This is a genomic window from Salinivibrio sp. ES.052 (assembly GCF_900141775.1).
In the GTDB taxonomy this organism is placed as follows: domain Bacteria; phylum Pseudomonadota; class Gammaproteobacteria; order Enterobacterales; family Vibrionaceae; genus Salinivibrio.
In genome coordinates, this window is the sequence record NZ_FSRI01000001.1 from 702,870 (window position 1) to 718,559 (window position 15,690).

14 protein-coding genes are annotated in these 15,690 nt (G+C 47.6%); 8 read left to right on the forward strand and 6 right to left on the reverse strand.

The window, feature by feature from the left end; genetic code table 11:
* Positions 1-15 precede the first annotated feature (15 nt).
* On the reverse strand, positions 16-1,974 hold the full coding sequence (locus BUQ98_RS03340; protein ID WP_074212484.1) for a sensor histidine kinase: 1,959 nt from the start codon (positions 1,972-1,974) through the stop codon (positions 16-18).
* Between the two features lie 169 nt (positions 1,975-2,143).
* Complete coding sequence (locus BUQ98_RS03345; RefSeq protein ID WP_074212485.1) at positions 2,144-3,688, reverse strand: response regulator; 1,545 nt, start codon at positions 3,686-3,688, stop codon at positions 2,144-2,146.
* 380 nt (positions 3,689-4,068) lie between these two features.
* On the opposite strand from BUQ98_RS03345, the gene BUQ98_RS03350 reads away from it, so the two are divergent.
* From BUQ98_RS03350 to BUQ98_RS03365, 4 genes are all read left to right on the forward strand, one after another.
* Positions 4,069-5,952 carry a methyl-accepting chemotaxis protein gene (locus tag BUQ98_RS03350; RefSeq protein WP_074212486.1) on the forward strand — a complete coding sequence of 628 codons (1,884 nt, stop codon included), beginning with the start codon at positions 4,069-4,071 and terminating at the stop codon, positions 5,950-5,952.
* 23 nt (positions 5,953-5,975) lie between these two features.
* A complete protein-coding gene (locus tag BUQ98_RS16750; protein WP_083605180.1) occupies positions 5,976-6,359 on the forward strand; it encodes a DUF3955 domain-containing protein in 384 nt (127 codons plus the stop codon).
* A gap of 23 nt (positions 6,360-6,382) precedes the next feature.
* The gene (locus BUQ98_RS03360; RefSeq protein WP_074212487.1) at positions 6,383-6,664 is read left to right on the forward strand and encodes a YrhK family protein; all 282 of its coding nucleotides are present in this window, start codon (positions 6,383-6,385) and stop codon (positions 6,662-6,664) included.
* 313 nt (positions 6,665-6,977) lie between these two features.
* Positions 6,978-8,138, forward strand: coding sequence for a methyl-accepting chemotaxis protein (locus tag BUQ98_RS03365; RefSeq protein ID WP_074212488.1), 1,161 nt, complete (start codon positions 6,978-6,980; stop codon positions 8,136-8,138).
* A 55-nt stretch (positions 8,139-8,193) separates the two neighbouring features.
* Here BUQ98_RS03365 and BUQ98_RS03370 read toward each other — a convergent pair whose 3' ends face one another.
* On the reverse strand, positions 8,194-8,514 hold the full coding sequence (locus BUQ98_RS03370; protein ID WP_074212489.1) for an AzlD domain-containing protein: 321 nt from the start codon (positions 8,512-8,514) through the stop codon (positions 8,194-8,196).
* Positions 8,511-9,233 (reverse strand): AzlC family ABC transporter permease, encoded by a 723-nt coding sequence (locus tag BUQ98_RS03375; RefSeq protein WP_074212490.1) that lies wholly within the window; start codon positions 9,231-9,233, stop codon positions 8,511-8,513. The genes BUQ98_RS03370 and BUQ98_RS03375 overlap by 4 nt, the downstream gene beginning before the upstream one ends.
* A gap of 146 nt (positions 9,234-9,379) precedes the next feature.
* On the opposite strand from BUQ98_RS03375, the gene BUQ98_RS03380 reads away from it, so the two are divergent.
* Positions 9,380-9,757, forward strand: coding sequence for a hypothetical protein (locus BUQ98_RS03380; protein WP_074212491.1), 378 nt, complete (start codon positions 9,380-9,382; stop codon positions 9,755-9,757).
* Here the strand turns inward: BUQ98_RS03380 and BUQ98_RS03385 are convergent.
* Positions 9,754-10,776, reverse strand: a complete 1,023-nt coding sequence (locus BUQ98_RS03385) for a Preprotein translocase subunit SecY (protein WP_074212492.1) — start codon at positions 10,774-10,776, stop codon at positions 9,754-9,756. The genes BUQ98_RS03380 and BUQ98_RS03385 overlap by 4 nt on opposite strands.
* A gap of 296 nt (positions 10,777-11,072) precedes the next feature.
* On the opposite strand from BUQ98_RS03385, the gene BUQ98_RS03390 reads away from it, so the two are divergent.
* From BUQ98_RS03390 to BUQ98_RS03400, 3 genes are all read left to right on the forward strand, one after another.
* Positions 11,073-12,278: an MFS transporter gene (locus BUQ98_RS03390; RefSeq protein WP_074212493.1), complete on the forward strand. Its 1,206-nt coding sequence runs from the start codon at positions 11,073-11,075 to the stop codon at positions 12,276-12,278.
* 285 nt (positions 12,279-12,563) lie between these two features.
* On the forward strand, positions 12,564-14,078 hold the full coding sequence (locus BUQ98_RS03395; RefSeq protein WP_074212494.1) for a SulP family inorganic anion transporter: 1,515 nt from the start codon (positions 12,564-12,566) through the stop codon (positions 14,076-14,078).
* A gap of 11 nt (positions 14,079-14,089) precedes the next feature.
* Positions 14,090-14,938, forward strand: coding sequence for a universal stress protein (locus tag BUQ98_RS03400; protein ID WP_074212495.1), 849 nt, complete (start codon positions 14,090-14,092; stop codon positions 14,936-14,938).
* A 120-nt stretch (positions 14,939-15,058) separates the two neighbouring features.
* Here BUQ98_RS03400 and BUQ98_RS03405 read toward each other — a convergent pair whose 3' ends face one another.
* On the reverse strand, positions 15,059-15,607 hold the full coding sequence (locus BUQ98_RS03405) for a hypothetical protein (RefSeq protein WP_074212496.1): 549 nt from the start codon (positions 15,605-15,607) through the stop codon (positions 15,059-15,061).
* Between the last annotated feature and the right edge of the window lie 83 nt (positions 15,608-15,690).

Sequence of the window (15,690 nt, forward strand, 5' to 3'; positions counted from 1 at the left end):
TCGATGCCTGTCACCTTAATCTTTATTTTCGCTGACGTAGCGCGTTACTTGGCTGGATAAACTTAATGGGATCAAAAACATAAACTTGACACCTTGTCCGGGTGCTGATTCGAATTGCAGTTCGCCTCCTAGTTTTTGCTTGACCAAGTTGAAGACGAGATTAAGCCCTAGCCCTGAACCGCCACGGCCTCGTTTACTGGTATAGAAGGGTTCGAAAATTCGATGGTGAAGGGATTGTTCTACACCGCTGCCATTGTCTTGGTAGCATAGGTAGAGGTGGTCCCCTTGCTTTTCAAATTCGATCGTGATTTTAGGTTTGTCGGTCTCGTCAAACGCATGATTGATGCTATTCATCACTAAGTTGGAGATTACTTGGGTGATAACCCCAGGCAAACTATACATGATGATTCCACTCTCACCGTTGACGTCGGGGGTGACTGGCACCTTACGGGTTTCTGGATGGAGGCTGGCCACTAACGCATCTAATGTTTGTTTGACATCAAACTCGGCGAGTGCTTCTGACACTTGGTCAACTGCGGTCTGTTTAAAGTCGCGAATAAGGTGAGTCGCGCGCTTGAGATTATGCTCAAGCATGACCACACTGTCGTTAACTTGTTTGAGCAATGAGGCAAATTGTGTGCTGGTAAGGGTTTGTGCCTCAAAGGCTTGATTAAGGGTCTGAGTGATATCTTTAATCACCGATGAAGCAGTGACGGCAATCCCTAGAGGCGTGTTCACCTCGTGGGCGACACCTGCCACTAGGCTCCCCAGAGCGGCAAGTTTTTCTGACTCCACCAATTGCTCTTGCGCGGCTTTTAGGTGTTCCATGCTCTCTTGAAGCTCGCGCGTTCGCTCATCCACGGTCTCTTCCAAGTTTTGATTGAGCGCTTCTAGCTCAAACTGTGCGGTTTTTAATGCCGTCATATCGATACCCGTTCCACGAAACCCCCGAAATCCATTTCCCCCATGGTGAGCAAGTGCTTGAAAAACAAAATAACGGCTTTCTCCTGCTAATGGGATAATTTCTTCACACATTGAAAAGTCTTTCTGACGATTTAGGTTGGCGACAAATTGATGGCAGCCAATGGCGATCAGTAGTTCATTCAAATAGGGAGGGTGGCTGATATCGAGGGATAAGGCATCGCGCATCGGTTCAGAACAGAAGGTAAGCTTGAGGTCGGCATCGGTTTCCCACAGCCAGTCTGAAGAGACGTGGGTAAAGTCGGATAAACGCTCCCGCTCTAACATAATGTTGCGGTAAAGCGTCGACATATTATTCGTGATCTTATTCGTTTCTGCGGCTAACCAATCTAGCTCATCTTCTTTTGCCATAATGTAGCGTTTACGCGGCAATTCCAGCTTTTCTTCCTTAGGATCAAGGGGGTTATAGTGACGTAAAAATTGTGCGACTTTAAATACTCGTTGGCTAACGGTGTGGTGAAACACCAGTAAAATGAGATAACAAACTAATAAGGTTTTGATCGCATTTAATAGTAAGGTGATAAAAAAGCGCTCAATCAATTCGTTGTATATCGCATAGGTATTTGACTCAACATAGATGGTACCCACTCGCTGGGGGTTCCCAGTGTCTGGGTCGGCGTATTTTAACGGGTACTCGTTCACCATTTTGCTGACATTGAGTGGTTCGCCCGCCTCAAAAAAGTAACTCTCAGAGCGCACGGCGAGGTAGTTAATATGAGGGAGGTTGACTAACCCGTCTATTCGCTCTTGGACGCTCACCAAATCATAGATCCACAGTGAACTTGCGAGTAAGTTAGCGTGAATATGCTCAATCTCGTAGTGGCGGCTTTCTACTTGATCAAAAGCTTCATCGTAGTCCCAAGAGGTTTGCAGTAGCGTGGTGAATAGGGTGAAAAGGGCACTTAGCAAAATCATAATCAGCAGAATACGCCGGCCTACCAGACTGAAGAATGGATTACGAATGCTCTCTTCAAATTTGTGGTTTCGACTCATAAATAGACTAACGCGCTGATCATTACGATTATCTTTAAGTGTAGATGAAAAGTTTGAATACGAAGGCTTTTAGAACGCTGGTTAACTGTTTGAGACAATGAAGAATAATGGAATAAGTGATGAGCCAATAGAGCCGACTCATCACGATAGGGCGCTACATCTATTGCTTTCAATCTGGATATTCGGATCGAATAGCAATAAATTCCCCCCAGTGCTCGAGGAGTAAATCGACAAGCTTAGGCTCAAAGTGTTTTCCGCGTTGGGCCACGAGTTCGTTGCGAATATCATCATCGGTCCACGCTTCTTTGTAGGATCGTTTGGAGCCGAGGGCATCAAAAACGTCGGCCAGTGCCGATATTCGACCACTAATCGGAATAGTTTCGCCGGCGAGTTGGTTGGGGTAACCACTACCATCCCACTTTTCATGGTGTGTGGCCGCAATTTCTTTGGCTTCGACAATGAGACGCCGTTTGGAGTGGCTCAGGATTTCCACACCGTATTCGACATGTTTCTGCATGACTTCCCATTCCTCAGCATCTAATTTCCCTGGTTTGTGTAAGATGGCATCGGGAATTGCGACTTTGCCCACATCGTGAAGTGGCGAGCCATGTTTGATTAACATGGTCTTATGTTCATCCAAACCATATAGTTGCCCCAGCTTTTCACAAAACAGTGATACCCGTTGAACGTGCGCCCCGGTTTCTTTGCTACGGGCCTCGACAGCATTTGCTAGGTTGTAAACCAGTTCTTTGGAGGTTTCACGTAGATCGACCATCAAGCTCAGGTTTTCAAAGGTGAGCCCAATATTTTGCATATAGATCTTGAGCAGATTCTGGTCGAGTTCAGAGAGTGTGGTCTCATGGTTGACGTATAACAAGAATTCGACATCTTCATCGTCACGGTGGAAAAGCACAAATCCGTCGTCGAATTGGATACTTTTCTGTGCTTCAAGCGCTTGCTTGCAACGGTTTGAAACATTGCTAGGGAGTTTATCAAAGGCGCATTCGGTGTAGCAGTTTACATACTCCCCAGTCGCAGCCAGGGTGAGTGCTCGGGATTCTTCTGCCCCTGGGCGAGGTTGTACCACACAATAAAACGCAGAGTCGTGGATATAAAGAAGCGATGTGAGCTGCTCGAGCACCGCGGTGGCGTAATGTTGAAGATTGGTGGTGTTTTGAACATTTGCCGATGCCTCAATCACGCGTTTCAACCCTTCTTTCTGCTCGTCAATCATGCACAGATCGCGGTAAGAGCGCAGCATCGAATACAGTAATGTTTTGAGTTTTTGGGTGGTTAGCTCCGTTTTTTCTTTGTAATCGTCAATGTCATATTCACGGATCACGCGATCTTCTGGTGCTTGGCCAGCTTGACCAGTACGCAGCACTAACCGAATAACATGGTTGTTCATTTCATCACGGATGTAGCGCACAAGATCTAATCCAGCATGCTCGGTTTCCATGACTACATCGACAAGAGCGAGGGCGATATCTTGTTCCTTTTCTAATATATCTCTCGCTTCCTGCCCTGATAAGGCCGATAAGATTTCCAACGGGCGTCCTTGAAAGGTGAACCCAGTCAGCGCTAGCCGCGTTACTTCATGCATCAGGTCATCGTCATCAATCAGCAGTATCCGCCATGGTGTTGCAGTCGATGCTGAGTGGGTATCGATAGACTTGGGCGATGCGCCGTCACGTTGATCTGCAAACAAGTCCATTCACTACGTCCCTAATCGTGTTTATCTCAATTAGTTAAAGCGTAGTTTAAGTCATTTAAAGTTGCGAGATGTACGCCGAGTATTGACACTTTAGTTATCCGCTTTGTTTTTGGTTTGTTACATTTCTCTGATCTGGCGCAGCATACGAGGCAGTACGGTTGCTAACCTAGGAGGCGACAGGCCAGTACTCAGGTATTTAAACGCAGGACTGTTGCATGGGGCTGGCTAGTTTATCAACAATTAACAACAGCTTGAGTAATCCTCTTGTAGAATTGTTGTGATATACCTATCAGTTGTATGGCGCTTATTTTGCGGGTTGCAAATAACGCTGTTTTACTGAAACCATTATTAAAACAATGTGACAGACAAACAAGGCAGTTATGTTTAAAAAACTATCCCTCAAACACAAGCTCGCGCTTTCCGCAAGCGTAGCCATTATTATCGGCGGCTTGCTTGTCGAAGCGCTTTCTTTCCGCGCCTCATTGTCGCGACTGGATACGGAAGTCGCGCAACGACTAGAGAGTACGACAGCGTCATATAATCAGTATGTATCAGACTGGGTCGCGTCAAAAGAGCGAGCGATGACCTCACTGACCAGTGAAGCCGATCCGAATAACATGGTAACGCACCTCAAACAGGTTCGTGACGCGGGTGGGTTTGACAATGTTTTCCTCGCGTACCCAGATGGCAGTCAAAACAATGCCAATGGCGTGGTGTTGCCACCCGGTAATGATGATCCGCGACAATGGGGTTGGTACACCAATGCCATGGCGGAACCGTCAAGCGTGTTTATGGATAACCCGACCGTGGCGGCAGCAACGGGTGCCAATGTGGTTTCGTTAGGTAAAGCGCTCCAGTTCAACGGCGATACCTTGGTGCTTGGGGCGGATGTTGAAATTGGTGACATCATCGAAGGTCTCGAGAAGGTCATCTTGCCTGGCAATGGCTATATGTTTATTGCCAACCAAGACGGCAATGTCTTTACGCACGCGAATACAGATCTACTGAATCAATCAATTAATCAATTAGGCTTGTCGTTTAGTACGGTAAAATCGGCGATGAACTCCGGTGAAAGCGTGATAGCCGACGTGGGCGGCAAAGAAAGCGTCGTTTATGCCAAGCCAATCAAAGGGACAGGGCTGATTACTGTTACTGTCATCAATTATGACTCACTGGTCGCGCCTTTGTTTGATGCTGTTTGGGGGCAAATTGCCGTCACGATTGCGGTCGTTGTGGTGTGTACACTGCTCTTTAATTTGCTGGTGAACATTCTGTTTAGGCCACTGACAAATGTATCCAATGCGCTTGAGCAAATCGCACATGGTAGCGGTGATCTGACTCAACGTATTGAGGTAGAGAGCGAAGATGAAGTAGGGCGATTGGCGAAAAACTTCAATACGTTTGTAGGTAGTATGCATCAGTTAATCAGCCACATTCGTGAACAAGCTGAACACTTGACCGCCCAATCCGATAGCAGTACTGAGCGAGCACGCCGAAACGTTGATGATATTAATCATCAGCAGCAGGAAGTCACTATGGTGGCTACAGCGGTAACTGAACTTGCGTCAGCAACACAAGAAATTGCCTCTCATGCTGAACATACCGCTAACACTGCTCAAGAGTCGACAGCCAGTACGAATAATGGTCGTACGGTGGTTGAAAACACCAAACAATCGATTACGCGTTTATCGGATGAGCTAAAACAAGCGAGTACGATCGTGGCGGAGTTGGATAAACACTCGCAAGAAATCTCCACGGTGCTCTCAACTATCCAAGGCATTGCTGAGCAAACGAATCTGCTGGCATTGAATGCGGCCATTGAAGCTGCACGTGCGGGCGAGCAAGGCCGAGGTTTTGCGGTGGTGGCCGATGAGGTTCGCATTTTATCGCAACGCACACATGCCTCCACAGAAGAGATTAAGTCTACCATCGAGACGTTGCAAACCACGACGGCAAGCGCGGTCTCTACCATGGAGAGCAGTTCGACCTTAGCGGAGGGGTCGGTTTCAGATGTAGATAAAGCGACGGCAGCGCTCAGTGACATTGATGCGGCGGTGAACCAAATTAGCGACATGGCAACTCAAATCGCAACGGCGGCAGAAGAGCAAACACATGTTACCAGTGAGATAACCCAGAATATCACGTCGATTAAAGATGTCTCAGATCACTTGGTACACAGTGCAAATGACACCTCAGAAGAAGCGGATAATTTGCGCAATCAAGCGACTCAGCTGAACAATAAAGTGGCGACTTATAAGCTATAACTGACAAGCGGTAAGGAAAACATGTGCCAATCGCCCTCATCAGGGCGATTGAAAGCAATAGCCACCTTTTTTCAATGAAAGGTGGCTGTTTTTTTGAAAGAAATGCAAAAAAAATGGAACTTTTGAGACAGCCGTCAGTCACAAAGGGTACTGAAGCAACAGAAAAAGGTTTTATGTTAACCCTACTGCGACACTTTCGTACGTCTTTTATTTTCTTCCTACTGGGCACTGGTTGCCTACTCGCCTTCGATCTTTCCACGCCGCATATAGCTGCAAATGGTACCTTACACGAGCCTTTCGCATTTATCCCTCTTGCATGGTTGTTTTTAGGCTTGAGTGCTGTCACCTTTCTCTTGAACATGGTGCAAACCATGCTGGGAATTAAGCGCCAGCATCTCGATTGTTAATACCAAGGTCCAGAGGAGGCAATATGATTGAACGTAATGGCCGAGAACTGGATATTGATATTGGTAATAAGCACTTAGTGATCCAGCGTCGTTATGAGGCCTTTGGTGCCTTTAACGACCTATTGATTGCGATTTGGTTTTTGATCGGTAGCTTCTTTTTCCTTAATGAAGCTTTGATAGAAAGTGGTACCTGGCTCTTTATCGTTGGCAGTGCGCAACTTTTGCTTAAGCCAAGCATCAAACTCGTCGGGCTTGTGCATGTCTCTCGCGTGCAGCAACGTTCACAAGAGCAATCCGTCTCTTAGTGACTGAATGTCAGCTTCTTGCAAATTGCAACGCGTTTCAACATCGCTAACCGATTATTTTTTAAGCAGCCTAATCGACCGTTTTTTCGGCTTAGGCTGTTTTGTTATGCAAATTGCGAATGAATGTTAAAAAAATAAAGCAAAGCCGACTTTTTTTTTGTCTTATCATATCCAGTTAACTTATAACATTTTGTTTTTTATCTGAAATTATCTTATTTTGGATTGGTTATAAAAAGTCTGATGGTGTTGGCACTCTTTTTGATATCTCCCTGATGTGCTGGGTCTCCAGCTAGAATCACAGGAGAATAAAGGAATGCCAAAAGTGTCTATTCGGGCAGTCACCATCGGAAGTTATATCATTATGGTGGGGTTTACTGCGTCATTGATCATTCATTTACCGTGGTTAAATGAGTATGTGGTACTCGGCTTAAATATCGCGATCGCAGGATCGGCAGCCATTTTTATTGATCGTCGTTTTAAAGCCGGGCTAGCGAAAGTGAATCGATTCGCTAAATCGTTGGCTCAGGGCGATCTTACCGCCACCATTGATACGCAGGACGGTGATGAATTCGCGGACGTAGCACACTCGCTGAATCATGCGGTTGAAAAGCTTCGTCACACCGTTAGAAACATTGAAAAAGCGGCAGAAACATTAGATAGCTTTACCGATTCGTCAGAGAAGCGCGCGAAGAAAGGGGCGACAATTAACGAAGCGCAAAGCGAGAAAATCGACAGTATCGCGACTGCGATTGAGGAAATGTCCACGACCGTGGGGTCTTTGTCGGAAGACGTACAGGCGATCTCTGAAGAATCAGGGAAAATAGATTCGAGTTCTCGTCAATCGCAGCAAGAGCTTGGTGACATGATGAATGAGCTGGATGAGCTTGTCTCTTCGATTAAAGTGTCGGCTGAGATGTTTGACAAAGTGGAGCACAGTGCGGGGCAAATAGAACATTTCCTGTCTGTGATTACGGACGTGGCCGAGCAGACCAACCTTTTAGCCCTCAACGCAGCGATAGAGGCCGCGCGAGCAGGCGAGCAAGGGCGTGGGTTTGCGGTTGTTGCGGATGAAGTGAGACAATTAGCGAGTCGTACTCAGTCATCTGCGAGTGAAATCAATGAGATGACAAAAGAGTTGTTCCGGAGTCTTAAGCAGTCATCAGAGCTCTCTGATCGGACTGAAAAACTGGCAAACAGTGCTTCTTCTCAAGCGAGCGAGACGTCTCATTCCATTGAGGGCGTATTGGAGAACTTTTCCACCATCAGCGATCGAATTAATTCGTTAGCCAGTGCCATTGAGCAACAAAAAACGGTATCCACGGATATTGCGGCAAATATTAATCGTTTGACCGAGTCTGGCCAAGAAGCTGCAGAAATTTCAGAAGAGAATAAACGCGATATGATTAAGATCAGCGATTTAGCTGAATCATTGAACCAAGATCTTGACGATCTTCAGCTCCGTAATGTTCGTTAATCGAGGCCTTTAGGGCTAGGAAGAGAGCGGGTCAAATCAACCCGCTTTTTCTATTTTATGCCAAAATCCAAAGCTGAAGAGTGACAAAAAAACCAATCGAGAGTCCGACCACTAATAAGGTCGACAAACGGGTACAGGCTAAACCGATAGCGACCAAGGCGCCGAGTAAATACGGATTGGTGGTAGAGATAGCTAGCTTATCCTCAGGAAAGAAAACAATCGGCACCCACAGCGCGGTCAATACTGCTGGTGCAGAGTAGGTCAGGAGTCGTTGCAATCGCGGACCAATGCGCACCGGGATACTGCGTGCAAGCAGTAGATAACGTACCGAGAAGGTGATCAGTGCCATGGCGACGATGATTAACCAGTAACTCATTTTATCTCCCTCCGTGTCGGCAACGATTCCGCTATCAGCCCCGCGACCATACCTACGCCCGTTGCAATGATTAACGCATTGGGGATGTGGTAATAGGTGAATAGCATCATACTGACACCGCTTGCCAAGGCACAGAGCAGCACGGGACGGGTTTTTATACTGGGAACGGTCAGTGCGATAAAGGTGGCTGCAATGGCAAAGTCGAGCCCGATCGCTTCCAAGGCTTTCAATTGAGAACCGGCTAGAATCCCCGCCAAGGTCGCAAGATTCCAACCAACGTAAAACGCGGCGCCCGTATACAGGGCGTAGTGTTTAAAAAATCTACCGTGCTTGCTGGTGTGTGCGGTTGAAAGCGCATACATTTCATCGGTCAGTAAAAAGCCGAGGCCGAGACGCCATTTAAGTGGCAAGGGAGTGATGTGCTGACGAAAGTGGGCACCATAGAGAAGGTGCCGGGCGCTAATCACCAGTGTGGAACCGAGCACCGCTGGTAAGCCCGCCGCATTGCCCACCATCATGATGCCCGATAACTGCACTGCCCCTGCAAAAACCAGTAATGACATGGCTTGTGTTTGCAGCGCACTGAATCCCATTTGCAGCCCTAATGAACCGCAGAGTATCCCCCACGGCAGGACGGCGAGACACAACGGACTGACATCACCCAATGCGCGCCATAGCGATGTTTCACGCGCATGCACCTCTTGTGCAGCCTTATGCATAGATCACCTTTTTGTTGTATTTGCTTGGTTATAAATTGTTTTTATCGGTAAGGTGCTAGAAGGTCACATAACGTACTGATTAACAAACTTACAAGATGTTTGTACCACATCACCGCCAAGCCGCAAAGAGATGGAAAGGAAACACGATGAAAGCACCACATCGCCTGATGGAATCAACATCGCCAAGCGTGCATTTTCTTTATGTTTGGTTAGTGTCAACGATAATAGCCTGTGCCGCTGTTATCGGTGCGTGGCAGGTGGGATGGATAACATTGACGACCTTTGGGGGTGGTGCATTTTACGTCGGGGGACTCGTTTGGTCGGCGGCGGGTCTTGTGACGTACAGCCGTTACAAAAGCCGCCATTGGTATCGTGATTCAGTGACACGGCGGGCGCTCACAGCTCACCAACACGTGATGGTGAGCGACTCATCGTCACAGCCCGATGACAAGCTCGGACTGTGGCTGTTTTTAAGTGGGCTTCCCGCCATGATACTCAGCGGTATGTTGATGCTGAGGGCTTAGCCAACCCAGTGATAATGATGGTTGGGTTTTTTGGCGACTAATCCCTGTTGCTGCAAGTGTACAAATAATGTGTCGACGGCCTCTTGGCTGAGTGCATACTCGGCCATCACCGCTTTTTTGCTACAGCGTAACGTTTTCGCAGCCAATGCTGCTTTGATTTCCGCATAAGGCGAGTCCGGATCCTCAGTGCTCATTTCAGACGGTGTCGTCGATTCATCGTTCACCTTCTGGGCGTGATGAGACACCTCGGTATCTAAGGGGGTGAGGGGAGTTGTACGCGGGTGACGATACCAGTGACGGAAACGCTGCTCCTCGCCAATCACGCCGACAAAGAAAGCGGCGAACAAATCTAGCAACACAGAGAGAAAAATCACCAGCCAAGATTGGGCCTGATCGGCGCTGACGCCCAAGGTGTTCGCAAGGTTGCTAATCAGTCCCAAGATGGATCCCTGTGCCACTGCAGGCAAACTATCACGCTCTAACGCGAGTTGCTGTTGCTCTTTGCGTAATTGGTTGTTTTCTTTTTGTAATCGCGCCACGCCAGTCGCAATTCTATCTAACTCGATATAGCGTTCAGCCGCTTGGTTATTCAGCGCAATTTGCTGCTCAATAGCGTCGATTTGTCGGTTATAAGCGTCAATCTGCGCTTGGGCTTGGCGCTGCTCACTTTGCGCGGCATTGGTGGCACTGTTAATACCGCCGATACTGCCGCCGATGGAAATCAAAGCCAGAATGAGATAAAAAACAAGCGCTGAGGCGGCTCCCGTGTAATTACCATGTGCACGCCGTTCGCCAAACTCATACCACGCATAAAACTTCCCTGCCTCAAAAATAACCGCCAGCGCGCCGAACAACCACTGCATCATGGGATTGTCATCAAGCGACAAGAATAAGAGTAGCGAGAAAATGGTTGAAGCAACAATGGCGGCGCTGGTAAAGCTATAAACGCTTAACATCGAAAAGCGTCCTTTGGGAAAGCGATAAGCGTGTTGAGGAAGCGATCCGGCGACTGGGTTCATGCTGTCTTTTATCCTGGCAAGATTAAGAGGGCGCAAAGACTAGCGCAGATCACAGCGTTTGTGTGTCAGTAAGCGGTGAAAAACTGAATAAGCGATTGATTCATCGTCAATATGGATTAAAAGGCATCACAAATCTGATACGAGTGGGTTGCATTTCGTTTCCTCTGGGTTGAGGACATGTCATAGTCGGTCTTCTTATGGCGGTAGCCACTTATCGCTTAATAGCAATCAGCGTCTTGAGTCGGCTTGTGAGTGGAGCATTGCCAAGCGGAATATACAGTAGTGAATGGAGGCATATGCTAGCGCGATCGTATGCGATTTTAATCAGAAATCAGTGGCCGTTAATTGCCTTTGGCTTTTTATCGATCTTTTTTGGCAATATTGGCCAGTCATTTTTCATTAGTTGGTATGGCAGCAGCATTAAAGATGCGCTGCTTTTAAGTGACGCGACCTACGGTGGCATTTACGCCATTGCGACCATGACCAGTAGCGTGTTGGTGATTACCTTTGGTGGTGTGGTTGATCGTATTGGTGTGGATAAGCTACTGATCTTTTTCGCCACGTTGCTGATGGTGGCGTGTACTTTGATGTATTCAGTCGATAGCGTCATTGGACTCCTGATCGCATTCTTTTTATTGCGTTTTTGCGGGCAAGGTTTTTTACCTCACATCGCGCAAGCTACCGTGATTAAACGCGCACAACAAGATAAAGGAAAAGCGATCAGCTTGGTGGGCAGTGGTGTTGCCTTCGGCGAGGTAGTTTTACCCTCAATCGTCATTGCATTAATCGCTTTTTTAGGCTGGCGGGAAAGCTGGCTCTTTCTTGGGGCAACGCTTTTGGTGGTGTTTTTACCACTGGTGCTATTTCTGACCCGAAAAGCAGACCTTAAACGGACGCGTATTGAGGCAGACAGTGAAAATAAAGCCAGTGATGCCAGCCGACGACAAGTCATTCGAGATTGGCGCTTTTGGATGATCATACCGATAGCGCTGGTGACACCGTTTTTGGTGACCGGTGTGTTTATTCAACAGGACTTTATTCTGGACGCCAAACGGTGGACACCAGGTGTGTTAGCAGGCAGTTTTGTGTTTTATGGGGCCGTCCATTGGCTGAGCTCCGTAGTTTCAGGCAGTCTTATTGATAAATATCGATCGCGAAATGTGCTCATCCTGATCCCCATTCCGCTACTGCTCGGTTTAATGGTGATTGCTAACATCAATCACACCCTAGCAGCACCGCTTTTTATGTGCCTATTTGGCCTTGCCATTGGTGCGACTAACCCGGTGATTAACACCTTATGGGCGGAAATGTATGGTGTCTCACATATTGGCGCTATTCGCTCGCTTGTCACTGGCATGATGATTCTTTCCACCGCGTTAGCACCGTGGATTTTTGGCATCGTGATCGATATCGGCTGGACGCTTAACGAGCTGATTTATGCTCTCATCGGGATGATTATTTCTTTTTCCTTATTACTGATTCCTGTATATCGACGTATATAATGCTTATGTTGGAGTTGTCAGCATGGTATGGGGTGTCAACGTCTCTTCATGGCGAGAAACAGTATAAAAGGCAGGTTTGTGAAAAGGATTAAATAAATTCACGATAAAAACATTAAAATAATTAATTAACATGCTGATTTATAATGATTATGCCTTTGCTTGGTAAAAATAGGGTAGTTGACGCTTGGTCAATAAGTGACTAGGATCACGCGTTTTGATTTTCAGGTGAAATCAGGCCTGAAACGAGCGCGACATCTTTTTTAACCCAATTTTGTAGAGACGTTCATGATAGATAGAATTCAGCGTGATTGGTTCTCCAATGTACGTGGCGATATCCTAGCGGGTATCGTTGTGGCATTGGCTTTGATCCCAGAAGCGATTGCCTTCTCGATTATTGCCGGTGTTGATCCGAAAGTTGGCCTTTACGCCTCCTTCAGTATCGCTGTGATCATTGCCTTTGTGGGCGGCCGTCCAGGTATGATTTCCGCCGCAACCGGTGCGATGGCACTGCTGATGGTGACTTTGGTTAAAGAGCACGGTCTCGAGTACTTATTAGCGGCCACTGTACTGACAGGGGTATTACAAATCCTCGCGGGTTACCTAAAGCTGGGTAACTTGATGCGTTTTGTCTCGCGCTCTGTGGTGACAGGTTTTGTCAACGCGTTGGCGATCCTTATTTTTATGGCGCAGTTGCCCGAGCTTATCGGTCCAGAGATCATCCGCGAAGGTGAGATCATGTGGCATGTCTATCCGATGACGGCGGCTGGCTTAGGGATCATTTATCTTTTCCCTTATATTCCGCGTATCGGTAAAGCTGTCCCATCGCCCTTGATGTGTATTTTGATCCTCACTGGTATTGCGATGGTTTATAACCTCGATCTACGTACTGTCGGCGATATGGGGGAGTTACCGGATACTTTACCTATGTTCCTATGGCCAGATGTCCCGCTTAATTTTGAAACCTTAGCAATTGTCTTCCCCTATTCTGCGGCACTCGCTGTAGTGGGTCTGTTGGAATCAATGATGACAGCCACTATCGTCGATGATCTGACCGACACGAACAGCGAGAAAAACCGCGAGTGTAAAGGCCAAGGTATTGCCAATATCGCCACCGGTTTCTTGGGTGGTATGGCCGGTTGTGCCATGATTGGTCAGTCGGTGATTAACATTAAATCCGGTGGACGTGGACGTCTTTCAACCTTGTTTGCCGGTGTACTCTTACTGATTATGGTGGTGTTCCTCAGCGACTGGATCAGTCAAATCCCGATGGCAGCCTTGGTCGCAGTGATGATTATGGTGTCCATTGGTACCTTCTCTTGGGAGTCGGTGGTCAATCTTAAATCACATCCATTGTCGACCAATATTGTGATGGTCACCACCGTGGCGGTCGTGGTCTTTACTCATAACCTTGCTATTGGTGTGTTGGTGGGTGTCTTGCTCGCGGCCTTGTTCTTTGCCAATAAGATTGGCCGCTTTATGGTGGTCAAGAGTGATCCTGAGGATAACGGCGACGCGCGTACTTATCGTGTTGTCGGGCAAGTCTTTTTTGCTTCGTCAGATCAATTTTTGTCGTCATTTGACTTCAAAGAGGCGCTGGAGCGTGTCACCATCGATCTCTCTGCAGCGCACTTCTGGGATATTACCTCAGTGTCTGTGCTTGATAAGGTGGTGATTAAGTTCCGCCGTGAAGGGACCGAGGTAAATGTCGTGGGAATGAATGATGCGACGGCGACCATCGTCGATAAGTTCGGCGTGCACGATAAGCCAGAAGAAGTAGAAAAAATGATGGGTGGCCACTAGGGAGACCGACCATGGAACAAATTACCGCGTGCGTAGATGGCCCGCATTATTCAAAGCAAGTAGCAGACTTGAGTATTTGGGCGGCCAAGCGCTTGTCTGTGCCGCTGACGCTGCTGCATGTGCTGGATAAATCCTCACACCAAACAGAGCCTGAATTATCAGGTAACTTAGGTGTAGGAAGCCGCGAACAACTGCTACAAGAATTGGTTGAGCTGGATGAGCAGCGCGCCAAATTGGCAATGAAGCATGGTAAAGCCTTGCTGTCAGAGCTAGAAGATGACGCCAAAGCGAAAGGCATTGATGATGTCCGTAAACTACAACGTCATGGCAATTTAGTTGAAACACTGCTTGAGCTTGAAGCGAAAACCCGTGTGCTGGTATTGGGCAAATCGGGTGAGGTGCATCAAAGCGATGCCAAGGCGATTGGCTCACAACTAGAAAGCGTTGTGCGTTCACTGAAAGCCCATACCTTGGTTGCTAATGGTGAGTTTTCTGTGCCAGAGAGCTATTTGCTCGCATTTGATGGTAGTGATATTAGCGAAAAGCTGGTGGAAAAAGCCCTCAGTACACCATTGCTGGCAGGAATGACGTGTCACTTGGTGATGGTCGAAGACTCGCAAGAAAAGCTTGCCGCTTTTAAACGTGCTGCAGAGCGACTGGAAGCAGCGGGAGTCAATGTAGTACAGGCTCAGTTAACCGGCGAAGTACACCGTGCGATCCTTGAATATCAAGCGTCAAAACACGTTGGGATGATCGTGATGGGGGCGTATGGTCATTCAAAATTGCGTCAGTTCTTCGTGGGGAGTAACACCACTAAATTGTTGGTGGAATCAACGGTGCCTATGTTATTGATCCGCTAATTGAGAACGGACAGTGATAATAATAAAAAACCCGCAGCGATGCGGGTTTTTTGATCTGACCTTCATTGCTTGGTGGCAATGCACTATTCCTTGATGGCAATGCATTACCGAGTGGCGTTATCAGTATTTAAAGCGCGTGGTAAACATAAACTGATCGCCATACCACTCGTTAACACGGTAGGCAGCGCCCAACGAGAACAGCTCAGTGGCGTGGAATCGACCGTAAGCAGAGCCAAAGGTATCTTCTTCATCATCAACGGTCAGTAGGCCGATTTCACCGCCGACCTCGACCTGTGGACCTAGCCACTGACGAATACCGAGATTGACTTCTAAGCCAACATCACTCTCAAAGTTGTCTTTATTGACGCCACGGGCAAGCAACTCACCGGTCAAGTCTGCCCAGTTGTTGATCGGCGCATGAAAGCCAACCCCTGCAGCTGTATCCCAATCGGAATCAAACTCGGTATCTGCTTCTACACGAATGTGTGCATTGGGATGGATAGACATGCTAAATCCTGCACCATAGGTGAGTGGGCTGACACCGATGCGTCCTTCCAGGTAATCGTAACTAAAGTTACTCATGGTGGTGAGGTTGGCGTCTTCTTCATTGGCCACGGCGCTGAATGAAGCCAAAGCGACAATCGCGCTGGCTAAAAGAGATTTACGCATTATCAATTCCACTTGTTATTGGTGTTCAAATCATTCTATAAGACGATTGCGCGGGGAAACAAGCACATCCGCCCGTGAGTCAG